The sequence below is a fragment of the Catenibacterium mitsuokai genome, from assembly GCF_025148785.1.
In the GTDB taxonomy this organism is placed as follows: domain Bacteria; phylum Bacillota_I; class Bacilli_A; order Erysipelotrichales; family Coprobacillaceae; genus Catenibacterium; species Catenibacterium mitsuoka.
On sequence record NZ_CP102271.1, the window covers coordinates 567,903 to 590,664 of the forward strand.

Below are 22,762 nucleotides of genomic sequence, written 5' to 3' on the forward strand. Positions count from 1 at the left end.
GGGGTAAAAATGAACAAAAGACTATATCGCTCAGCACATGATCGTATGTTAGCAGGCGTTTGTGGAGGAATTGCAGAATACTTCCAGATTGATCCTACTTTAGTAAGATTAGGATGGGTTGCATTTACAGCACTTGGAGGAAGCGGTATTCTTGCATATATTATTCTTGCGATTATTGTACCAAGTGAATACTAAAAAGAAGGCTCGTGTTAGAACCTTCTCAATGGCATCAACTTAAGGATTTAGACATCCACTAAGTTGATGCTTTTTTTAGTTTTATAGAAAAATGTGAGGATTAATTTGAGTTTGGATTTCAACTTCCAAAAAAAGCGCATAAATCCCCATAAAAAATCAGCCCATTTTTAAAAATTGTGTGTTAGAATATATATGTATATTCTTAACTACGGGGCTACGGTCATGAGAACAGACTGGTGTCGTCTGTATTTCGGATTGTTCCTTCCATCAAGTCTAAAGCGATATGATGGCGGACTCTTCATGATTCTACCCCAGCGTTGGAAGTGCCTGTTTGGACGGACAGGTACTTTTATTTTGTTTAGATGCTTCGTGATATTATCTATCTTTTCTTTGATTCTTTCCTTCAATCCAAACATAAAGCAGTACAGGAAATTCGTTTCATGAATAATAGAGTGCAGCTGCGTTATGTTCGTTACGCATTCTTTAGTATCTGGTACATGTCTATTCTTTAATTCCTGATTCATTTCCTTTCTTATAACACCGGCTATATTATGAAACAGAACCTTGGCATATATATCATTTCTTGCAACATCTCCATCACTGCTTATATGTCTCTCAACTTCCTGTGTTGTCTTCATTGTCTTATACGAAACCTCTATATCCCATCTTCTTGAGTAGATTTCCATGATTTCATCAGTTGTAAAGCTTTCGCTACTAAGATTAGTAAAATATATCAGGTTTTCACAGTGCTCCTTATTCTTATTATCAGTATATCGATACTCTCTTTTAATGACCCTGATCTTAAGGGTTGGATTTTCTTTTCTCAGTTTCTTGGCTTCTGGAGAAAATCGAAATCTTTTAAGCCATTTTTCATCAACTTCAACTTCAATCCATTCATCATCTGATTCCATGCCCGCAACCTGCTTCTTATAGAAGTTTGATTTCCCTCTGATGACATAACTGTATCTTAGGTCTTCCAGGTGAGATATGATTTCAGCAGATCCATAATATCTGTCAGCCAGATAGATGACTTTTTGATTTTCCAGCATCTCCCTTGTCCTGTAGAGATGTGCAAAGGCTAGAGGCGTCTCAGAATAGGGAGCCTGTCTCAATGAAAAGTCTATAAATAATCCATTGGTAACATCATATAGCCCTCCTGCCTTTGACTGGACCTTCTTTACATCAAACATATTACGTACATGACATCCAAGCGCGAACTGAAATTCATTGATATTAAGCATATTATAAGGAATCTCCATATAGGTACCGTCTTCTGCAATAAGAAGATGATCTCGGTATTTTTTAGGAAGTGAAGTTGAATAATAGATAGATGCGAACTGATTAATAAGATATGTGAAGACATTAGGGTTGAGCTTTCTTATAGCTTTATTCAGTGCCTGCTTACTGATTCTCTTTTCAAATCTGTCTATAGAAGAGTAGAAATGTGTAAGCTCAGCATTAGTGGTAGTTCTGTTTCTGAAAATGAAATAGTAGATAATAGAATAGAAGTTCATGTTTCTGCTGCGAGTGAAATCGCACTTTTTCTTTCTGCAGAGTTCATTGACCCTGGTAGAATGTATTAAAGTATTGAAGTCAAAGAAAAGTTCAGATAGTTCAGAAGACTTAACTACATCATTCATCATCATAAACAAGACGAGGCTTCTTTTTAGCGAAAGCAGCCTTTAAATAAGGGACAGCTTCCTCATCAACCTGTCCAAAGTTGATAAGGACACGGTGTTTAGGGACACCGGATTCGTCACGATATGACTCAACAAGTGAGCAGAAGTAGGTATTTTTCTTACCTTTATTATTTTTTACAGCTCTAACAAACATATAATCGCCTTCTTTCTTAACTACATTATACTATATTTATGGCTTTATATAAACATATGCAATCTTTTATTCTTAACTACAACACCATAAATATACACTTATAATAGGAAAAATAGCAATAAAAAAGAGCCGACTTCTTAAGTTGACTCCATTGGGCTCGTGTTAGAACCTTCTTTTTTTTTGGTTAGATAGTTGTTATTCTTGTGCAATCTTATCTGTTTCATCGAAGATATAACGCATTAAACCTCTGTCTCTTTTATAAGATTTTTTAAGTTTTACATAGAGTTCCAATGCATCCTCATCTTTCATCTTAGGAAGATTACTTTTTAAGATTAGAAAGCATTCTTCTTCATAAGGATCACTTAAAATTCTCATATCAACCATAGAAATCATCTCCTCGAATAATAAAAAACAATGAGATTATCCTTGCTAGATATATTATAATACAAATAAAATGATTTGTAATAAATTATATAATAAAGATGTAATTTTTTAATTCTACATGATGGATTGAAACTGTGGTAAAATGAATGCAAGTAGGTGAAAAAGTATGGATGAAAGAAGCAGAAAGACACTTTATATTATTATCTGGGTTGTTATTGCGACATTACTTGGGACGATATATGGAAGTTATGTCACACCCTATAAGACACATTTGGTGTTTGGGGCTACTTATATGACTATGAATAACCCTTTTTATGAAGTAATCAACAATGAATTAAGAAAAGAAATAGAAAAAAAAGGAGACGAACTTATTGTTCGTAATCCTGAACTTGATATAGAGAAACAGAATCAGCAGATAGAAGAATTTGTTGCAAAGAAGGTGGATGGAATCTTTGTGAATCCTATTGTTTCTAATAAGCTGACTTCTTTAGAATCAGCAAGAAAAGCTGGAATACCTGTTATCGCAATTGATGCTGCAGTTGATAATGGTGATTTTATAGATTGCACAATTGAATCAGATAACTATGATGCGGGTGTATTATGTGCACAAGATATGATGAAGAGGTTTCAATCAGCAAATATCGTCTTATTAAAACATTCCACTGCTGAATCAGCAAAATCTAGAATTCAGGGCTTTATAGACACAATTAATAATAATCCACAATATCATATTGTGGATTCTGCAGAGTGTGAAGGACAGCTTGAACGTGCGATGCCGGTGATGCAGAATATTCTAAAAAGACATTCTAAAGTAGATGTTGTTATGTCTTTAAATGATCCTTCAGCTTTAGGTGCTTTGGCCGCTATTGAGTCAATGAAGCGCACAAATATTCTTGTTTATGGTGTGGATGGCACACCAGATTTGAAATCACTCATTAAGCAGAGTCCTTTAGTAGCAGGGACGGCCGCTCAGTCACCTATCCAGTTTGGCAGATTAGCTGCAAAGAACATGTATTCTCTTCTCAATAGAAAAGATGTGCCTGAAATAATAGAGGTCCCTGTGACACTTATCACAAAAGACAATATTGATACCTTCAATGTCAGGGGGTGGCAGTAATGTTAGAACGATTTAATTTAAAAAGAATACGTGCAATAATGATGTTCTGGAACCTCGTCATGATTACAAGTTATGCAATGATATTCATGTTTAGTACCAAGTATATTATTATGAATAATATCTCACGAGACTTTTTGAGTTCTCTTAACTACATTCCTACAAATCCATCCATTATTTTCTTTAAATCATTGATTTTATATATAATCATCATGATACTTATGAATCTCTTTGATCATCGTGTTAAGGAATATCCATTTGAGAATATTCTCTTTCTACTTATTGAAACACTTATAGGCTTTATTATTATGAAATCATTGTATTTCATTTATAGTGGTATTATCTATTTGATATTCAGTGATGCATTATTTAGATTTAAAGAGAATAAATACGTTAAGTGGCTGACTATTCCGTTAAGTCTACTTCTTATTATTTCTAACTATAATTTCTTCAGTACATTATTTCCTCTTGTGAATGCTGATGCATATCTAAATGTGTATACCAGTACGACAAGAGGGTTATTACAGGTAGGAATCAATTTACTAGATATTGTGAATTTATTGTTTTTTATTTTATTCTTGATGATTTATATTGCGAATGAAGTACAGGAAAATGAACGTATGACACAGGAATTAATTATGGTTCATCAAGTCAATCATGAATTAGAGAATTATGCTGCAGTAAGTGAAAAGATTGCAGAAGATAAAGAAAGAAAAAGATTAGCACGTGAAATACATGATACACTCGGCCATGCTTTAACAGGAATTGCGGCAGGTGTTGATGCCTGTATTGCGATGATCGATATCAATCCTCAGGCAACCAAACAAAAATTGATGGTCATCAGTAAAGTTGTAAGGCAGGGAATTGGGGATGTACGTAATTCATTGAATAAATTACGACCTGGTGCTTTAGAACAGCATGGCTTTAAAGGGGCATTAGAAAATAGGATTGAAGAATTTACCAGTGTCAGTGATCTAGAAATCACCTTAGACTATCGTCTTGAGAAGGTGGACTTTGAGAATACAAAAGAAGATATTTTATTTAGAGTCATTCAGGAAAGTATTACTAATGCAGTAAGGCATGGAGATGCAACGCATATTAATATTTCTATATATATAGAAGATCAGAAATTGAAACTAGAAATCCAGGATAATGGACAGGGATGTGAAGAGATTCATTATGGCTTTGGATTAAAACAGATGAGAGAACGTTTATCTATGATCAATGGAAGAGTGACATATGATGGACATCATGGTTTCTTAACAGTGGTCACAATTCCAATGCAGGAGGGAGAACTTTATGATTAAAGTAATGATTGCGGATGATCAGGAACTGATTAGAGAATCATTGAAGATAGTATTAAGTACACATGAGGATATAGATGTAGTGGGGACTGCATCTGATGGGTTTGAAGTATTAAAATGTTTAGAAAAGAATGTTGTTGATGTTATTTTAATGGATATTCGTATGCCAGGAATGGATGGAGTTATGGCAACAAAAGAAGTGAAATCTAAGTATCCTGATACAAAGATAATTATATTAACGACTTTTGATGATGATGATTTTGTCTTTAGTGCTTTGCGTTATGGAGCCAGTGGTTATTTATTAAAAGGTGTATCCATGGATGAACTTTATAAGGCAGTTGTGACAGTGAATACAGGAGGGGCAATGATTAATCCTGATATTGCGACAAAAGTCTTCAGTATGTTCTCTAAGATGCAGCAGAACAACTATACAATACAAGTAGATGAAAAAGATGTAGAAACATTAAGTAAGCCAGAATGGAAAGTAATCCAGCATGTGGGCTATGGCTTATCCAATAAAGAAATTGCCCAGAAACTCTTCTTATCTGAAGGAACTGTAAGAAATTACTTGAGTTCTATCCTCTCTAAATTAAATTTAAGAGACCGCACACAGCTGGCTATATGGGCAGTAGAAAGTGGTCTTATGACAAGGACGTTTGATGATGAATAGGTCAAAGGTCTTTCTCAGTATTGTTGTTTTTTCACTCTTTTTCATGATTATCGCAAATTATCCAGATACAATTACTTTGGAATTAGGTGTTTTCTCAGGAAGTAATTGGGATGTTCCAAGCGGAGAGAGCTATAAAATCATTGATGGTGCTATAGAACGATTTGAAAAGAAATATCCAGGGGTTAAAGTAAAGTATGAGAGTGGAATCATGAAGAATGATTATTCTTCATGGCTTTCAGATAAGATTGTCAAGGGAGAAGAACCGGATGTTTTTATGATTCTTGATGATGATTTCAATACATTAAGTTCTATCGGTGCACTTGCTGAAATAGACAGTTATATGTCTTTTGATCAGAATTTTAGTACGGATGATTATTATTCCAGTGTTTTAAAAGCAGGAACGTATTCGAATAGTCAATATGCACTTCCTTATGAATGTAATCCGACATTGATGTTTGTGAATAAGACTCTTCTGGAAAATTGTCATATTCAGATGCCTGATAATGATTGGACATTGGATGATCTCTATTCTATATGTAAAAAGGTAAGTGAGTATTCTTCAAATTATTATGGCTATTATGATTATGAATGGCTTGATTCTATTTATGCATATGGCGCACAGGTCTTTAATGAAAAGGGAACTAAATGTTATCTAGATCAGAGTGCCGTGAAGCGTGCTATAGAATTTTATCGTAAACTCAATAATTTAAATAAAGGACATACAGTCACATCTGAAGAATTTGATAAAGGGTTAGTTGCTTTTTCACCTCTTTCTTTAGCTGTATATCGTACATATAAGCCCTATCCATGGCGTGTTAAAAAGTATTCTACATTTGAATGGGATTGTTTAAAGATGCCTACTGCCTCAAAGAATCAGGGAAGTGCACAGGTGTCTACATTATTGATGGGTATGAGTGCAAAATCACATCATAAATCACAGTCTTGGAATCTGTTAAAAGAATTATGTCATGATCAAACAACTCAGCAGTCTATAACACAATACTCTCAAGGAATTTCTCCTTTGAAGAAGGTTGCACAGTCACAAACAATCATTGATATGCTCGATGAAGAAACAGGTGATTCTAAAATCAGTATATCGTTATTGAATCAGGCATTACTGGGTGCACGTAACCGTGAAAAGTTTAAGAAATATGATGCGGCGAAGACTATGATTGATATCAATATGATGAAGATGATTCATTCAAGTGATGATTTTGATCTCTCTTTAATAGAATCCCGAATTGCAAGCAGAAACTGGAAATAAGAAGATAAATTAGATTTTATAGAAAATGGTATTATCAGTTACATTAAGTTTAGCTAGTTCGTTAAGAAATAGTTCTTCAGAAGAAAGGTATCCAAGTATCTTTCTTTTCTTCTGGTTTATTTTATTGTTTATATCAATAGTTGTCTCCTTATCAATTGTATTAATATCAGTTCCTTTCGTAATAAAATATCTTATAAGTCCATTGCAGTTCTCATTTGAGGCTCTGTCACATGAATGATAGGGTCTACCGAAATAGACAGTGGTTCTTTTCTCTTTTGATTTTGGCTTCTGCTCTATATCCTTCCATCTAGAAAACTCACTACCGTTATCAAAGGTGATTGATTTAAAGATATCCTTAAAGCTATCACCATAAAACTTATGAAGCTTGTTTATCTGCATATAGACCTGCTTTGAAGATTTAGCAGAGATGGGAATCATATAATAGAAGCGTGTCTTTCTTTCAATGAGAGTAAGATATGCACCATTCTGTCCGTCTCTAGGTCCAGTAACTAGATCACCTTCCCAGTGTCCGAATTCTTCTCTATTCTTGATATATTCAGGCCTTTCGGTAATGGAAGTGCCTTTCTGTCTTTTTGGAATGTATGACTTCCAGTTCTTTTTTGTCTTTCTTCTGACCATGCGAGGAAGATCAAGAGGCTTGATGGATGTTTTTCCCTGATGTACATAGTTGTAAAAAGTTTTAGTAGACACAGTCACCATATTCTTTATTCTGTCTGGCTGATGAATCCTTAAATAGTTTATGGTCTCATCAATAGAGGATAATCTATTTGATTTAATTTCCTGTTCGACAAGAGAGATGAACTCTTTTGATTCTTCAAATTTAGAGTTATTTGGAATTTTATGAATCTTTGATCTCTTTTCGAATGCAGCCATGGCAGAAAGTTCATAATGAATTTTAAGATGAGTATCTTTGATAGTTATAGTGGCATCCTTAATGACTGAATAGACATTAGAGACGGTAGTGCCTACAGTAGAAGCTAAATCTCTAATGAATTGAGTCTTGCCAATGTTACGCTTACCAGAATGGGAAGCATTGAACTGAATCAAAGAATTGATGATGAATTCATAATGAGAAAAATTAAGGTGTTTATTTTTGGCTTTTTGTGATATATTAATGCTGTTCATAGAAATCTCCTTATAAAGTGTGGTAACTATATAATACGATTTCTATGGACTTTTTTTATACAAAAATTGAGAATAGTGGGCCTGCGACCGCGCGAATTGGGATAAAGGGGCATGCCCCTTTATCCCAATTCCTTAATTCCAGTTTCATTTTACAATTCAGATCTTTAATAGAATTACAAAAAGCAGTAAATAAATATTTAAATGAATAGAGTGGTTTGGCCACTCTTTTTTTAATATGACAAATGTCATATTAAAGTCATGACTTTAGACAGATGGAATGAAAACGCTTGAATGCTAGAATGTAGTCACAGGAGGAGAAAAGAAATGAAATATGTAGTACTTGTAAGCCATGGTGAGTTTGCTAAGGGATTAGCCAATGCACTTAGCATGTTAGCTGGAGAAAAGAAAGAAGTTATTGCCGTAGGATTAGAAAATGGTAAGACTGCTGATGAATTCGCAGAAGTATTCAAAGAAGCAGTAAGTCCAATTACTGCAGAAGATGAAATCATTCTTCTTGGTGATTTAATTGGTGGATCACCATTAACTACTGCACTCAATGTAATCAATGAAAAAGGTTTCACAAATAATACAGTTGTTCTTGGTGGTATGAACCTTCCACTTGCATTAACTACAGTATTAATGAAGGACAACCTTGATAAGGAAATGCTTCCTCAGGCAGTACTTGGTGAAGCACATGAAGCATTAAAAGAATTTAAACTCGCATCAGAAGATGATGACGAAGAAGACGATATTTAAGGAGGAAAACAAATATGTCAGTTTCATTTATTCGTATTGATGACCGTATGATTCATGGTCAGACTTGTACTCGCTGGGCAAGAGAATATCCATGTGATGGATTAATTGCTGTTAATGATAAAGCAGCAGATAACAGCGTATTAAAGGCTGCTTATAAAGCTGCAAGTGGTAAGAAAACATTTGTATGGTCAGTAGATGCTTTTGCTAAAAAATCTCAGAAGGTATTAGACTCTGATACTCAGTATTTCTTAATCACTAAGAATCCTGTTGATATGGCTACAATCCTAGTAGATCAGGGATTCAAGTGTGGTATTGATACAGTTATTGTTGGTCCTTGTAATGACCGTGAAGGCGCTGTAAAGCTTGGTAATAACCAGTCTATTACTCAGGAAGAAGCAGATGCATTCGAAAGAATTTCTAAAGCAGGTTATAAAATCAAATTTGCCTTATTACCAGATGTATCAATTGGTACATGGGATGACTTCAAAGGTAAATTCGGTTATTAACAAATATTATATTTAAGGGAGAAAGAAATTATGGAAATTAGTTGGTTTCAAGCTGCCCTACTTGGTTTATTTGCTTGTTTATCAAGTATGCCAGGTCTAGGTGGTACTTCTATTGGTAACTATACATTAGGTAGACCTTTAGTTGGTGGTTTAGTTTGTGGTATTATCTTAGGCGATTTAAAGACAGGTATTCTTGTTGGTATCGCTATGCAGTTAGTTTATATCGCATTAGTTACTCCTGGTGGAACAGTATCTGCAGACGTTCGTGCTGTCAGCTACATTGGTATTCCACTTGCAATGATTGCGATTCATTCTTATGGTTTAGATCCTTCTTCAGTTAAAGCTCAGGGTCTTGCTACTTCATTTGGTACAATGGTTGGTACATTAGGTACAGTATTATTCTATGGAACAGCGACTATCAACTTAGCATGGCAGCATATTGGCTGGACTGCAGTTGAAAAAGGTGATTTCAAGAAATTATATACAGTTGACTGGGTACTTCCTTGGATCTCACATATCATTTGTTCATTCATTCCAACATTAATCATGTGTAAAATGGGTGCACCAATGGTTGAATTAATCAAGAACTACTTACCAATGGATGGTCTTGCTATGAAGACATTATTCACTGTTGGTTCATTATTACCATGTGTCGGAATTGCTATCTTATTAAAACAGATTGTTACTAAAGCAGTAGATTTCATCCCATTCTTCTTTGGTTTCACTTTAGCTGCTTCACTTGGCATTAACTTAGTATCTGCAACATTAATTGCTGCATTATTCGCTTTAATCAATTACAAGATTAAAATGCTTTCTTTATCAAAAACAGCTGTTGTTGCTGCAGATGATTTAGATGATGATGACGAGGAGGATATCTAAAATGGAAAAGAAGATTTCAAAGAAAACTCTATCAAAATCATTCCATCATTGGTATTATGGTAACCTTACATGTTTCTCACAGGAACATATGCAGACTTTTGGTTATTTAACATCAATGTTACCAATTATCGAAGAGTTATATGACAAAAAAGAAGATCAGGCAAAAGCTTTAAAAACATATACAGCTTTCTTTAACACTGAACCTCAGTTAGGTACTGTTATCGTTGGTGTAACTGCTGGTCTTGAAGAAGCACGTGCAAACGGTGCTGAAGACGTAGATGATGAAACAATCAATGGTTTACGTGCTGGTTTAATGGGTCCAATCGCTGGTATTGGTGACTCATTAGTTGTAGGTACTGTTATTCCTATCTTATTAGGTATCGCTTTAGGTATGAGTACTGGAGGTTCTCCTCTTGGTGCTATCTTCTATATCATCGTATGGAACTTATTCGCATACTTTGGTATGAAATTCTTATATTTCAAAGGTTATGAACTTGGTGGTAAAGCCGTAGACTTCTTAGTAGGTCCTCAGGGTGAAGCACTAAGAGAATCTATCACAATGTTAGGTGGTATCGTTATTGGTGCTGTTGCAGCTACTTGGGTAAGTATCAAAACTTCATTCACAATGACTGCAGCTGGTGCAACTAAACCTTTCTTAGAATTACAGAAAACATTAGATGGTGTTTATCCTGGATTCTTAACAGCAGTATTCGTTATTCTTTGCTGGTATCTATTATCTAAGAAGAAAATGTCTCCTATCAAAGTAATGTTATTACTTGTAGTCATTGCTTTTGTAGGTGTAGTCGTTGGATTCTTCAACCCTGGATTAAAATACTAATATAAAGGAGCGTTCTATCATGAATAAAGAGCTTAAATCACATTATGTAGAAGAAGTAAAATATCAAACTAAGATGCTTAACAACTTAAAGAGATGGCTAAAGTGTTCAATCATTTTTTCCTCATTATTCCTTGCGTTCATTTTATTTGGACCTACATCTCTTATAACAAGAATTGTAGGTATTGTTGGTATGATACTTTGTGTAATCATATCTGTGATCATTGGGCTTGGAATTAGAAATGGTAGAAACAACGTCAATAAGATATTAGATTTAATTCAATAATCCTATCAACTTATAAATTTAGTTATATGAGCATCACTGATTGTGATGCTCATTTTTTTTTGGAGGTAACTATATGTATCAATGTATATTAAGTGATATTGATGGCACATTACTTACAGATGACCATCATATGAGTCCTAAAACACGAGACGCTATTAAATCTTTAGATATTCCTTTTTTACCTGTCTCTGCAAGAAGTCCAGAAGGTATATATCCAATACTGAAAGAGAATGATATTGTTTGTCCAATGATCTGTTTTAGTGGAGGACTTATCTTGGATGAAAAAGGGAATGTATTATATGAAAATGGGATGAACTATAAGCAGACAGAAGAAGTCATTACGTTTATTAAAGAAAAGAAGTTTGATTGTACTATAAATATTTATTCACTACATGATTGGTTAGTAGAGGATAAAGAAGACCCACGTGTATTAAGAGAAGAACGTATTGTAAAAGCAGAAGCACAAAAAGGTACACTTTCTTCTTTGGATTCTTCTAGAAAAATACATAAGCTATTATGTATGTGTAATCCTCTTTATACAAAAGAGATAGAAAAAAGTTTAAAAGAAAGATTTCCTCATTGTTCTATAGCATGTTCTTCAGACATCTTAATAGAAATCATGAATGAAGGTGTGACTAAAGCAGATGCCATTAATCATCTATGTGACTATTATTCTATTGATAAGAAAGATATTGTGGCTTTTGGTGATAACTATAATGATAAAGAGATGCTAGAGAGTGTAGGAATGGGTATTGCGATGGGAAATGCACCTGATGATATTAAAAACATCGCAAGAGACGTAACAAGTACCAATAATCAGGATGGCATTTTCAATGCTTTACAAAAATTACATATTATATAGAAGAAATCTCCGGTAAGTTGTAGTATAATGTAAGCAATTACGGAGGTATGGAAAAAATGAAAAGATTATTGAATTGTACAACAAGTGAAATGCTTGCAATGAATGGAGAAGAATTAAAACAGTCTATTCTTGCATGTGAAGGAAGAACTGTCATGACTGAAACAGTAGTGGCTATTCCACCATTATTAGGAGATTTAACAAATGCGGAACTCGCTGTTTCTTTTGGTAGTGATATGGTTCTTTTAAATGTATTTGATTGCAATAATCCAGTGATCAATGGTTTACCAGAATGTGATGAACCTGTTAAGAAGTTACAGGAACTTATTGGTAGACCAGTAGGCTGTAACCTTGAACCTGTAGACTTAGATGCTGATATGCTTGAAGAAAGACAGACAATTGCATCTGGTAGACAGGCAACTGCTGAAACATTTAAGAAAGCTCAGGAATTAGGATTCAACTTCATCTGTTTAACTGGTAACCCAGGTGTTGGTGTATCTAATCATTCTATTGCACTTGCAATTAAGGAAGCTAAGAAATATTTCAAAGGCTTAATTATTGCAGGTAAGATGCATGGGGCTGGTGTAAATGAACCAGTTGTAGATTTAGAAGCTATTAAGGAATTCATCGATGCAGGGGCTGATGTCATCTTAATGCCAGCTGTGAATACTGTTCCAGGATTATCAGAAGCAACAGTCACAGAAGCATGCGAATATATTCATGCACATAATGCATTAGCATTATCTGCAATTGGTACAAGCCAGGAAGGTGCAGATACTGAAACTGTTAGAGAAATCGCAATTGTGAACAAGAGATGCGGTGTAGATATTCAGCATATCGGTGATGCAGGCTGGTGTGGTATGGCTTTACCTGAAAATATTATGACGTTAAGCGTTGCCATTCGTGGTAAGAGATGGACATATCATAAAATTGCTTCATCTGTAAATAGATAATTGGTAAGAATAGTATTTTTGATTGTATATAAATATTCAATTGTGCTATAATCCCGTTTTTGACAGTTGGGTATATAAAAAAGGGAGAAAAACGCCTGTTTAAGGGCGTTTTTCTCCCTTTAAAAATTGTTGTATGGGAAGCTTCTTATGAAATTTTTTTGATTTTTTTATTGATATCCTTGGGCTGATAGTATTCTTTGTCGAGATCCAACCTGAATGTCTCATTTAATGCATCACATATCGCACTGCTTGTATATGTTGCCTGATAGTACAGATCATGGTTGTTCACCACGTTCATATTCTTCAGGTTCTCTATTATCTCATCGGTGGTGAAGTGTCTGCCATTTCTATTGAGCTTGACCTCCATTATCCTCTGGATAAGAAGCGCGGTATAGCGTGTCATGAAGTGAGCGATTATTCTGTCGTCCCTTCTGTGATTTACTGGTCTGGCCTTGAAATTTGTCTTGAGGACTCTGAAGCAGTCTTCTATTTTATATCTCTGTGAGTTGATTCTGATGATTTCTTTAGCGTTATCTTCTGCATCAAGATTGGTAGCTACTGCATAGAATCCGTCGAACATCTCTTCTTTTTTTATCTTCTCCTCATCGATATAGTATCTATCCTTATCATTTTTGTCTCTTTTTATAAATCTCTTCGGATCGTTGGGATTCTTTTTCAGATCATCAATCTTGTTGGTACTTATCAGTCTTCTTGCACGCTCTATCTGTCTGTTTCTAACATATCTCTGATACTCCATGGCTTTTCTTGAGAATGTGACGATCACATACTGCTTCAGCTTTCCTTTTGACTTCTTCTCTTTTGTATTTCCGCAGGATGTTTCATATTCCTCTGCAAATCCAAGATCTATGGCCTTATCGGCAGGAATGACCTTATATACCACATCATTATAAAGTGATCTGTTCGATTCATCCATTCTGTCAAATTCATGCATCTCTTTCAGAGTCTTCGGCATATTATTTGATAATAGTCTATAGCCATCATCATTGAACACGGCTTTCTGAAGTGGCTGTGACAGTTTCTTTATGGACTGTGTGACGATGAAGGCTCTGCTTCCGAAGGAGTTGAATCTTCTGATGTCCATCGATCCAAGACCGGCATCAGCACAGTATATAAGCTTCTTGCTTCTGAAGGATCTTATCATCTTTTTCTCAGTGGATGTGGCACATAGCTGCTCGTTCTGATTTCCAGGATTGATGCACATGGAAAGAGGGACTCCCTGAGCGTCGATGAACAATCCCATCTGCACGATAGGGCTGGGCTGATGCTGCTTGGATATTCCGTATTTTCTTAATGCGGAAGATACCTCTCCGGTTACCTCATCCACATAATCGTTATCGGCTGTTTCTATCTCGAAATAGTAGTTGGTGCAGTCAAAGTAGCACACAGAGGTATCTCTTCTGATAATACTGTTGCTTGCCTCATAGAGGTGGGTGATATAGTCATCAAAATGTCCTGCGAGGAGGCTCATGAATCTGAGCGATGATTCATAAAGATAATGTGGCTGTTCATAGTATGTATGAAGGTGATCATAAATGCCCAGCTTTGATCGCGGATCAAGAATTCTTGATATAGTGAGAAATCTGTTTATAAGATTTGCGTCATATTCTGCTTTTGTATTCTCCATGATCTCATCAAGAAACTTCTTTATTTTCAGGTCATTATAGATGGACTGGATAAAGAAGTAGCCGATATTGAGATTCCTTGAATGTGCAACATGATCATCTGAAGAGGCAAGCTTCTTGGAAAAGTCAATATTTACATCAAGTGATACTTTTCCGGCTTTATATTCCTCATTATATTTTGCGACCTCCTGTTTTGCATATTCGAGAGGATCGTCTGTTATTCTGAGCAGGTCATTGTGCCTGCCGATTTTCTTTATATTTCTAGTTGTGGTCTTTTTGCCGTTCCTTATTCCCTGCTGGATGAAATATGTAGGGTTTTTAGAACGTCTGTCATAGTAAAGTTTCATAGAAATCAGCTCCTAAGACAATTATATCATATTATACAGCACCATACAACATAATAAAATCAAAAATTTGACAAAAAAATAACGTTGTAATCAACGTTTTTTCAAATCAGAGGCTCTGCAACTGTCAAAGTCCCGCATATCGGTGATGCAGGCTGGTGTGGTATGGCTTTACCTGAAAATATTATGACGTTAAGCGTTGCCATTCGTGGTAAGAGATGGACATATCATAAAATTGCTTCATCTGTAAATAGATAATTGGTAAGAATAGTATTTTTGATTGTATATAAATATTCAATTGTGCTATAATTCGTCGTAGGAGGATGATAATTAATGGATAAATTAACAATTAGAGATATTGATGTCGCAGGCAAGACAGTTCTTGTACGTGTAGATTTCAATGTACCAAGAGACAAAAACACAGGAGAAATTACAGACGATAACAGAGTTGTTGCTGCATTACCAACAATCAACTACTTATTAGATCACAACCCTAAAGCAGTTGTACTTTTCTCTCACTTAGGAAAAATCAAGAAGGAAGAAGACAAAGCTAAGAACGATATGGCTGTTGTTGCTCCTAAACTTGCAGAATTATTAGGAAGAGATGTTAAGTTCGTAAACGCTACTCGCGGTGCTGAACTTGAAGAAGCAGTTAAGAACGCTGAAAACGGACAGGTTATCTTAGTTCAGAACACTCGTTATGAAGCTGGTGAAACTAAGAATGATCCAGAATTAGGTGCTTATTGGGCATCACTTGGTGATGTATTCGTAGAAGATGCATTCGGTTCAGTTCATAGAGCTCATGCTTCAACTGTAGGAATCGCTTCTCACTTACCAGCAGTTGCAGGTTTCTTAGTAGAAAAGGAAATCGCTTATATTGGTAAGGCTGTATCTGACCCAGAAAGACCTTTAGTAGCTATCTTAGGTGGTTCTAAAGTATCTTCTAAGATCGGTGTAATCGAAAACTTATTAAACGTTGCTGATAAGATTATTATCGGTGGTGGTATGTGCTATACTTTCGCTAAAGCTCAGGGACATACAGTTGGTTCTTCATTAGTTGAAGAAGATAAGGTAGAATTAGCTAAGTCATTCATCGAAAAGGGTGGAGATAAGTTAATCCTTCCAATCGACTCTGTAGTAAGCAGTAAGTTTGGTGAAGACGGAGATATCAAGGTTGTTGGTGAAGATGTACCTGATGGATACATGGGTCTTGATATTGGTCCTAAGACTGTTGAATTATTTGCTAAAGAACTTGAAGGTGCTAAGACAGTTATCTGGAATGGCCCTATGGGTGTATTCGAAATGCCTAAGTTCGCAGAAGGTACTAAAGCTGTATGTAGCATGTTAGCTAACCTTAAGGGTGCTAACACTATCATCGGTGGTGGTGACTCTGCAGCTGCTGTTAAGCAGTTAGGATTCGCTGATAAGGTATCTCATATTTCTACTGGTGGAGGAGCATCATTAGAATATATGGAAGGTAAAGTATTACCAGGTATCGCTGCTATCAACGATAAATAATTTTTCGAGGAGATATAATTTAAAATGAGAAAACCAATTATTGTAGGAAACTGGAAAATGAACCATGGCATCGCAGAAACAAAGGAATTTGTTGCTGCTGTTGATGGTAAAGTAACTGATAAAGCTGATTGGGGTATTGCTACTCCTTTCTTAGATTTAGCAACTGCTAAAGAAGGCGCAAAGAACTTAATCGTTGCTGCTGAAAACTGCCATTTCAAAGACAATGGTGCTTATACTGGTGAAGTAAGCGTTGGAATGTTAAAAGAAATCGGTGTTGAATGGGTTATCTTAGGACATTCTGAAAGAAGACAGTACTTCGGTGAAACTGATGAAACTGTTAACTTAAAGATGCTTCAGGTATTAAACAACGGTATGACTCCAATCGTTTGTGTTGGTGAATCTTTAGAAGAATATGAAGCTGGAAAGACTCATGATGTAGTTAAGACTCAGGTTGTTGCTGCATTCAAGGATGTTACAGCTGAAGCTGCTGAAAGAGTAGTTATCGCTTATGAACCAATCTGGGCTATCGGAACTGGTAAGACTGCAACTAATGAAATCGCAGAAGACGTTTGTGGTTACATTAGAGGTGTAGTTGCTGAACTTTATGGTCAGGACGTTGCTGAAAAAGTAAGAATTCAGTACGGAGGATCTGTAAAGCCTGCTACATTAAAAGCATTACTTGAACAGCCAAACATCGATGGTGCTTTAGTTGGTGGAGCATCATTACAGGTTGAATCATACGTAGCTATGATCGAAGCTTTAAACGACTAATTATTTAAGAGATGATTCCTTTGGAATCATCTTTTTTTGTGTATGAAACACAAATGAGTGGTATACTATAACTAACTCATTGAAAGGAGTACTATTATGTCAGAAACAATGAAAGAACGTAAAGATATGGATCCACAATATATGTGGGATCTCTCAACACTTTTTAAAAACGATGAAGAATGGAATAATGCATTACCTGAACTTGATGAAATGATTAAGAAATTACCTGAATACCAGGGTAAACTCAATAATGCGAAAACAATCAGAGAATTCTTTGATTTTGATACACATCTAGGTAGAAAGTTATCTGATTTCTATTGTTATGCATCACTTAGAAATTGTGAAGATACAAGAGATAGTGATGCACAGGCAATGGAAGCAAAAGCGTATCAGGTCTATACAGCTTACGCAACGGCAATCAGCTTTGCTGAACCAGAAATCCTATCACTTGATGAAGAGGTTTTAAAAGCAATTGTACATTCAGATGATTTAAAACCGTATGCATTTAATATGCAGAAGTTATTAGATCAGAAACCTCATGTATTAAGTGCAAAAGAAGAAGCACTTCTTGCTGCTTTTACAGAAACATTAGGCGCTCCTAGTAAGATTTCTGAAAGCTTACAGGATGCTGATATGACTTTTGAATCTGTGACTGATTCAAATGGAGAAGTACATGAACTTAACCAGTCTAACTATATTCTTTTACAGATGAGTGAAGACCGTACACTTAGATTAAATGCCTTTAAATCTTTCTATAAAGGATTCAAGGAACATATTAATACCTTTGCCTCTACATACAATGCATGTATTAAAGAAGCAGTAGCAGAAGCACAGGTGAGACACTATGATTCTTCAAGAGCTATGAGCATGGCTTATGAACATGTGCCAGGTGTTGTTTATGATAGTCTAGTTGATACAGTGAGAAAGTTCATGCCTGAAATGTATCGTTATGTACGCTTAAGAAAACAGATGCTTGGTTTAGATGAACTCCATTATTATGATGTTTATACACCTTTAGTTGCTGGATCATCTAAGTCATATACTTATGAAGAAGCACAGCAGATGGTCCTAGATGCAGTCACACCACTTGGTGAAGATTATGTGAATAGAGTAAAACAGGCATATAAGGATAGATGGATTGATGTTTATCCTAATAATGGGAAGCGTGGTGGTGCTTTCTCTAGTGGTACTTATGATTCTAACCCATACATTCTTACTAGCTTTACAGGCACATTAGATAGTGTTAGTACAATTGCCCATGAAATGGGTCATTCACAGCATACATGGCTTTCTAATCATACTCAGACACCACAGAATGCAGACTATACACTCTTTGTAGCTGAAGTGGCTTCTACAGTGAATGAAAACTTACTTGTAGAACAGTTATTACAGAAGACTACAGAACCTAAAGAACGTCTTGCTTTATTAAACCATTATCTAGATGGTTTCAAGGGCACTGTTTATCGTCAGACAATGTTTGCGGAATTTGAAAGAGATGCGCATGCCATGGCTGAAAGAGGAGAAGCCATCACTGCAGCAAGCATGAATGAATTATATAAGAACTTAATCAAGGATTATTTTGGTGAAGATCTTGTGATTGATGATGAAGTACAGTATGAATGGGCTAGAATCCCTCATTTCTACAGACCATTCTATGTATATAAGTATGCAACAAGTTATTGTGCAGCTGTTGCACTAAGTGAAGCAATTCTTAATAATGAAGAAGGTGCAGTAAAGAGATACTTAGAGTTCTTATCAATGGGTGGTAGTGCTTATCCACTAGATGAGTTAAAGCATGCAGGTGTTGATTTTAGTACACCAGAACCTGTTTCTAGAGCATTGACTAAATTTAGTCAGATTCTAGATGATGTAGAAGAAACATTAAAGAAGCTATAGAGGGGCTGTAACGGGTAAATAACTCATTATAGCTTCAGAAATAGTAAAAGGCGGACTTTTTTCTCTATAAGAAGATGGTTAAAGTTATTCAAGACAAATCTATGTAGACACTTCTTATTCCAAAGATTTGATTCACGACTATAGACAAAGAAACTTGCGACGAAACCATTGACCTGAGGTAACCAATCCACGAATAACAGAGTGGCCAACCGACAATAAATCTGTATAGAAGTTTCTTGTCCTGTGTTCTTGATTGAAAAAAAACGAAAAAACGAGGAAAAAACGAAAAAAACGAAAATCAAAGGAATGTGATATTTCCACTTGACAATCGTCATTTCATAACAGAATTATTGACCTTAAGAACATAATAGACAATTTATAAAATAAATAAAATAGACATCAGAAAACTACCCTTAAAAAGTTAACAGCCCAAAAGCAATCCCAGGAGCTCACACCCCTGGGATTTTTAAAGCTTGAGTTAACCCCAAGTCTATTTAATTACTCCATAATTAAGAGCATTGATTAGCCCATATAATTAATGCTCTTTTTAGAACATAATGATTTATCATTGAAAAGTACAATTTTGCTTAACAAGTACAAGACTATTATTGACAAGCGTTTAGTTTACGAGTACAATTAAATTGTATAAAAAGGAGAGATGAGATATGGCGAATAAAAATTTTAGTAAGTCAATCAGTATGTTAAGAAGAAATAACAATCTCACAATGCAAGACTTAGCAGAACAACTTGGTGTAACTAAAAGTGCTGTTAGTATGTGGGAAAATAAAGGAGTTGTTCCTAGAGAAGATATACTAATGAGTATATCGAAAAAATATAGTATATCTATTGATAAGCTTCTAGGAAATAATATTGAAGAGAATGATGATACAAGCGATGCAAAACTTTCGTATCTTCAAAGAGGTCTTGGACAAATGGATGAAGAACAGTTAAAAAAGGCTGAAAATATGCTTAAACTAGTATTCGATGATATATTTGATGATGAAGAAGGTGATGATGACGATGATATCTAATAGAATTCAACCTGATTTTAAAAAGTGCCTAGAGAAAGCTAATATGATATTACTTTCTTCTAGAGAGATTAGCGGATTTCCATTTCTTGTAAAAAAAGTGGTAAAAGGAAGTTCAAATATACCTTGTAAAACATATTTAAAAGCAGGAATGTATGGTGTTGATATGAAATGTTTTGGATCGAATGATGCTATTATTATGGATTTTAACAATGGCAATAAAATTATCTTCTATAATGAGTCGATTAGCTCTAAAAGTAGAATAAGATTCAGTATTGCACATGAGTTTGGGCATGACCAAATGCATCATAAATTAAATGATTCATCTAATTATCAAATTCAAGAAATTGAAGCTAATTTTTTTGCTGCCCAATTATTGATGCCAGAACAAATTATCAATGAATTAATTAAAAGAGGCAAAAGAATTTCTAAAGAGAATCTAATTTTATGGTTTGGAGTTTCTGAACAAGCAGCAATTAAAAGATTAGATACATTAAGAAAAATTGATTTTTCAAAAAGAAACTATGATGAAAAAGACATGGATGAAATGATAGTTACTAAATATAAAACATTTATTGATTCAATTGCTCCAAAAAGTTTTAATTATTATGATTACGATGAGGAAGAAGAAATGCAAAATGTTAGAAATAATTGGTAATACAATAGTATACTGGCTTGAAGGAGGTGGTGCTTATGAGCATAAAAAAATCACAAAGCTATTTGGTAGATAGTCTTTGTGATCAATTGAGTGTATGGTTAAATACACAATTAATTAGCAAAGTTATATTATCATACACTCATAAAAATGTAAATGCCTGGACGGCAAACAAAATCAAAAGAAATGAGGTATGATAAATGAGATTTAAACAAGATTTAATGAAAAAGTTAAATTTAAATATTTTAGATTTAACTAATCAAACCGTAACGGAGGGCTTATTAGATCTTCCTGTACTGTATTGTGATATTCATGAATATCCTGACTATATTGCGCTTTATAGTCAACCTAGTGATTATCACAAGACAATGAATACAGCAGTATCGTTTTATGATTATGATAACAAATTTGATGGTCCTAAGGGGCTATATCAAGCAATTTATTATAACGATGTGAAACGATTAAATGAATTTAAGGATAGATTTAAAGATGTAAAATATTTTATATCACCAGATTATTCTGTTTGTGGTGATGTTCATAACTATCGCAATTATCATCGATTAGGCAGGGCTAGAGAAGTAGCAATCTGGTTAACAACAGAATGTAATGCAATGACTATTCCTAATATATCATATGCAAATGAGCGTGATTTGATTTATATTACAGATGGTTTAAAGAATGTTTCGATTGTTGCATTTAGTACAAAAGGTAAAATTAATGATAAAATCGACTATGATCTATTAACAAAAGCTGTTAAAAAAGTAGTTGATGATTTACCAAAACTAAAAGCAATCATAGTATACGACGTTACTGTTAACAATAAACAATCAAATCTAATATTCTCTTATGCTAAATCAAAAGGAATTAATGTGATTATTCCTAATAATATGCTTAAGAACAGAAATATTATTTGTAGCCAACAAAACACAAATGAATACGCATGATTCTGGTTTAGCACATGGTACAAGTGGTTCTCCACAAACTACCATTGACAACAGTGCTTTAGAACAAAAAGTTAATGAATTAAAAGTAACTCCTAAATATGTACCTACAAAAAAACATGATGTAGGTGGATTTGGTTCTCCTAATCCTGTTAAGACACAAAAAGAAGGTCAAAAACTTCTTGACACAGGATACAAAGATGGAAAACAAATATATAATATTACTGATAATGGTGATATTGTGAAATTTCAACCTGATAATACTCCCAATAATGGATACCATTGTTATGGCGTTTCTACTTTTAGAGATATTCCAACTAGTATACTAAAAAAGATGTTGAATGATAATAAAATTACTTATTCAGAATATAAGAAAATAATGAAAGGAAAGAGATAAAATGTTATTTGGAAATAAGAATGAATTTGCAATTGAATTAGAAAATGTTGATACAACAGAAAGATATATGTTGATGAAATTATATATTCAAAATGTAAATATATTAGAATATTCATTTGATGGTAAAGTATATTCATTGACGGGTAACATTGATGAACTGATTTTATATCTAGATGAGACAATCAATCCAACACTAATGGAAATACCTTTCCCATTTAACGTGAAAGGTGATTCTGCAATTGAATTGGATATTAATGCAAGAGATTATGATTCTAACAATGAGGATGAGTTTGATGCATATTATACACAATTGAATGATTGGGCATTTAGTCACTCTTGGACGCATGCTAGGGATGGTTTGTACATTCCTGATGTTATGTATAGAAAAATCAACGATACAATGGAAATATCTTGGTGTGGGGTAGGTATTTATGATGGAGTAGAGTTTTCTTCTCCTAAAGGCAGTTATCTGATTAATTTTAATCTTTATTGTTCAATAATAAACAAAGTTACGAAATATTATAAAGAAAATTGGCTTAAGTAATATTGGGTAAATAGATGATTAACATGAAGTCAAAATGTTAA

The 22,762-nt window shown here is 34.5% G+C and carries 26 protein-coding genes; 21 read left to right on the forward strand and 5 right to left on the reverse strand.

Features of this window, described 5'->3' with window-relative positions; translation table 11 throughout:
• Positions 1-9 precede the first annotated feature (9 nt).
• A complete protein-coding gene (locus tag NQ499_RS02770) occupies positions 10-195 on the forward strand; it encodes a PspC domain-containing protein (protein ID WP_006505188.1) in 186 nt (61 codons plus the stop codon).
• 206 nt (positions 196-401) lie between these two features.
• Here the strand turns inward: NQ499_RS02770 and NQ499_RS02775 are convergent, their stop codons facing one another.
• The 3 genes from NQ499_RS02775 to NQ499_RS02785 all read right to left on the reverse strand — a co-directional run bounded on the left by NQ499_RS02775 (position 402) and on the right by NQ499_RS02785 (position 2,412).
• Positions 402-1,841: an IS4 family transposase gene (locus tag NQ499_RS02775; RefSeq protein WP_006504378.1), complete on the reverse strand. Its 1,440-nt coding sequence runs from the start codon at positions 1,839-1,841 to the stop codon at positions 402-404.
• A complete protein-coding gene (locus NQ499_RS02780) occupies positions 1,828-2,028 on the reverse strand; it encodes a hypothetical protein (protein WP_006504377.1) in 201 nt (66 codons plus the stop codon). Before NQ499_RS02780 ends, NQ499_RS02775 begins: the two co-directional genes overlap by 14 nt.
• A 195-nt stretch (positions 2,029-2,223) precedes the next feature.
• Positions 2,224-2,412 carry a hypothetical protein gene (locus NQ499_RS02785; protein WP_040390026.1) on the reverse strand — a complete coding sequence of 63 codons (189 nt, stop codon included), beginning with the start codon at positions 2,410-2,412 and terminating at the stop codon, positions 2,224-2,226.
• Positions 2,413-2,578: 166 nt separating this feature from the next.
• Between NQ499_RS02785 and NQ499_RS02790 the strand changes: the two genes are divergently transcribed.
• Genes NQ499_RS02790 through NQ499_RS02805 form a run of 4 tightly spaced genes read left to right on the forward strand, consistent with a single transcriptional unit; the run spans position 2,579 to position 6,764 of the window.
• Positions 2,579-3,529 carry a sugar ABC transporter substrate-binding protein gene (locus NQ499_RS02790; RefSeq protein WP_259848591.1) on the forward strand — a complete coding sequence of 317 codons (951 nt, stop codon included), beginning with the start codon at positions 2,579-2,581 and terminating at the stop codon, positions 3,527-3,529.
• The gene (locus NQ499_RS02795; protein WP_006506226.1) at positions 3,529-4,833 is read left to right on the forward strand and encodes a sensor histidine kinase; all 1,305 of its coding nucleotides are present in this window, start codon (positions 3,529-3,531) and stop codon (positions 4,831-4,833) included. The genes NQ499_RS02790 and NQ499_RS02795 overlap by 1 nt, the downstream gene beginning before the upstream one ends.
• On the forward strand, positions 4,826-5,500 hold the full coding sequence (locus tag NQ499_RS02800) for a response regulator transcription factor (RefSeq protein ID WP_006506227.1): 675 nt from the start codon (positions 4,826-4,828) through the stop codon (positions 5,498-5,500). Before NQ499_RS02795 ends, NQ499_RS02800 begins: the two co-directional genes overlap by 8 nt.
• Positions 5,493-6,764, forward strand: coding sequence for an extracellular solute-binding protein (locus tag NQ499_RS02805; protein ID WP_259848592.1), 1,272 nt, complete (start codon positions 5,493-5,495; stop codon positions 6,762-6,764). Before NQ499_RS02800 ends, NQ499_RS02805 begins: the two co-directional genes overlap by 8 nt.
• Before the next feature lie 9 nt (positions 6,765-6,773).
• On the opposite strand, the gene NQ499_RS02810 is transcribed toward NQ499_RS02805, so the two are convergent.
• A complete protein-coding gene (locus NQ499_RS02810) occupies positions 6,774-7,910 on the reverse strand; it encodes an IS30 family transposase (protein WP_259848584.1) in 1,137 nt (378 codons plus the stop codon).
• A 324-nt stretch (positions 7,911-8,234) separates the two neighbouring features.
• Between NQ499_RS02810 and NQ499_RS02815 the strand changes: the two genes are divergently transcribed.
• From NQ499_RS02815 to NQ499_RS02845, 7 genes are all read left to right on the forward strand, one after another.
• Complete coding sequence (locus NQ499_RS02815) at positions 8,235-8,666, forward strand: PTS sugar transporter subunit IIA (protein WP_040390237.1); 432 nt, start codon at positions 8,235-8,237, stop codon at positions 8,664-8,666.
• Between the two features lie 14 nt (positions 8,667-8,680).
• Positions 8,681-9,172 carry a PTS system mannose/fructose/N-acetylgalactosamine-transporter subunit IIB gene (locus NQ499_RS02820; protein ID WP_006507021.1) on the forward strand — a complete coding sequence of 164 codons (492 nt, stop codon included), beginning with the start codon at positions 8,681-8,683 and terminating at the stop codon, positions 9,170-9,172.
• 30 nt (positions 9,173-9,202) lie between these two features.
• Positions 9,203-10,051: a PTS mannose/fructose/sorbose/N-acetylgalactosamine transporter subunit IIC gene (locus NQ499_RS02825; RefSeq protein ID WP_006507020.1), complete on the forward strand. Its 849-nt coding sequence runs from the start codon at positions 9,203-9,205 to the stop codon at positions 10,049-10,051.
• Between the two features lies 1 nt (position 10,052).
• Entirely contained in the window at positions 10,053-10,889 is an 837-nt protein-coding gene (locus NQ499_RS02830; RefSeq protein WP_040390236.1) for a PTS system mannose/fructose/sorbose family transporter subunit IID, read from the forward strand.
• A 19-nt stretch (positions 10,890-10,908) separates the two neighbouring features.
• A complete protein-coding gene (locus NQ499_RS02835) occupies positions 10,909-11,172 on the forward strand; it encodes a hypothetical protein (protein WP_006507018.1) in 264 nt (87 codons plus the stop codon).
• Between the two features lie 73 nt (positions 11,173-11,245).
• Complete coding sequence (locus NQ499_RS02840) at positions 11,246-12,034, forward strand: Cof-type HAD-IIB family hydrolase (RefSeq protein WP_006507017.1); 789 nt, start codon at positions 11,246-11,248, stop codon at positions 12,032-12,034.
• Positions 12,035-12,090: 56 nt separating this feature from the next.
• Positions 12,091-12,984, forward strand: coding sequence for a DUF7916 family protein (locus NQ499_RS02845; RefSeq protein WP_040390235.1), 894 nt, complete (start codon positions 12,091-12,093; stop codon positions 12,982-12,984).
• A 145-nt stretch (positions 12,985-13,129) separates the two neighbouring features.
• Here NQ499_RS02845 and NQ499_RS02850 read toward each other — a convergent pair whose 3' ends face one another.
• Positions 13,130-14,974, reverse strand: coding sequence for an IS1634 family transposase (locus tag NQ499_RS02850; protein WP_259848593.1), 1,845 nt, complete (start codon positions 14,972-14,974; stop codon positions 13,130-13,132).
• Between the two features lie 138 nt (positions 14,975-15,112).
• Between NQ499_RS02850 and NQ499_RS13730 the strand changes: the two genes are divergently transcribed.
• From NQ499_RS13730 to NQ499_RS02895, 9 genes are all read left to right on the forward strand, one after another.
• Entirely contained in the window at positions 15,113-15,229 is a 117-nt protein-coding gene (locus NQ499_RS13730) for a DUF7916 family protein (RefSeq protein ID WP_456301146.1), read from the forward strand.
• A gap of 75 nt (positions 15,230-15,304) precedes the next feature.
• Positions 15,305-16,489 carry a phosphoglycerate kinase gene (locus NQ499_RS02860; protein WP_006507013.1) on the forward strand — a complete coding sequence of 395 codons (1,185 nt, stop codon included), beginning with the start codon at positions 15,305-15,307 and terminating at the stop codon, positions 16,487-16,489.
• Between the two features lie 24 nt (positions 16,490-16,513).
• Complete coding sequence (tpiA, locus tag NQ499_RS02865; RefSeq protein WP_006507012.1) at positions 16,514-17,260, forward strand: triose-phosphate isomerase; 747 nt, start codon at positions 16,514-16,516, stop codon at positions 17,258-17,260.
• A gap of 96 nt (positions 17,261-17,356) precedes the next feature.
• Complete coding sequence (gene pepF / locus NQ499_RS02870; RefSeq protein ID WP_006507011.1) at positions 17,357-19,156, forward strand: oligoendopeptidase F; 1,800 nt, start codon at positions 17,357-17,359, stop codon at positions 19,154-19,156.
• A gap of 665 nt (positions 19,157-19,821) precedes the next feature.
• Positions 19,822-20,187 (forward strand): helix-turn-helix domain-containing protein, encoded by a 366-nt coding sequence (locus tag NQ499_RS02875; RefSeq protein ID WP_006507010.1) that lies wholly within the window; start codon positions 19,822-19,824, stop codon positions 20,185-20,187.
• Positions 20,177-20,842 (forward strand): ImmA/IrrE family metallo-endopeptidase, encoded by a 666-nt coding sequence (locus tag NQ499_RS02880; protein WP_006507009.1) that lies wholly within the window; start codon positions 20,177-20,179, stop codon positions 20,840-20,842. The genes NQ499_RS02875 and NQ499_RS02880 overlap by 11 nt, the downstream gene beginning before the upstream one ends.
• Positions 20,843-21,039: 197 nt before the next feature.
• Positions 21,040-21,783, forward strand: coding sequence for a DUF4417 domain-containing protein (locus tag NQ499_RS02885; protein ID WP_006507008.1), 744 nt, complete (start codon positions 21,040-21,042; stop codon positions 21,781-21,783).
• A complete protein-coding gene (locus NQ499_RS02890) occupies positions 21,770-22,177 on the forward strand; it encodes a hypothetical protein (protein WP_006507007.1) in 408 nt (135 codons plus the stop codon). Before NQ499_RS02885 ends, NQ499_RS02890 begins: the two co-directional genes overlap by 14 nt.
• Position 22,178: 1 nt before the next feature.
• On the forward strand, positions 22,179-22,721 hold the full coding sequence (locus NQ499_RS02895; RefSeq protein WP_006507006.1) for a hypothetical protein: 543 nt from the start codon (positions 22,179-22,181) through the stop codon (positions 22,719-22,721).
• The last annotated feature ends 41 nt before the right edge of the window (positions 22,722-22,762 follow it).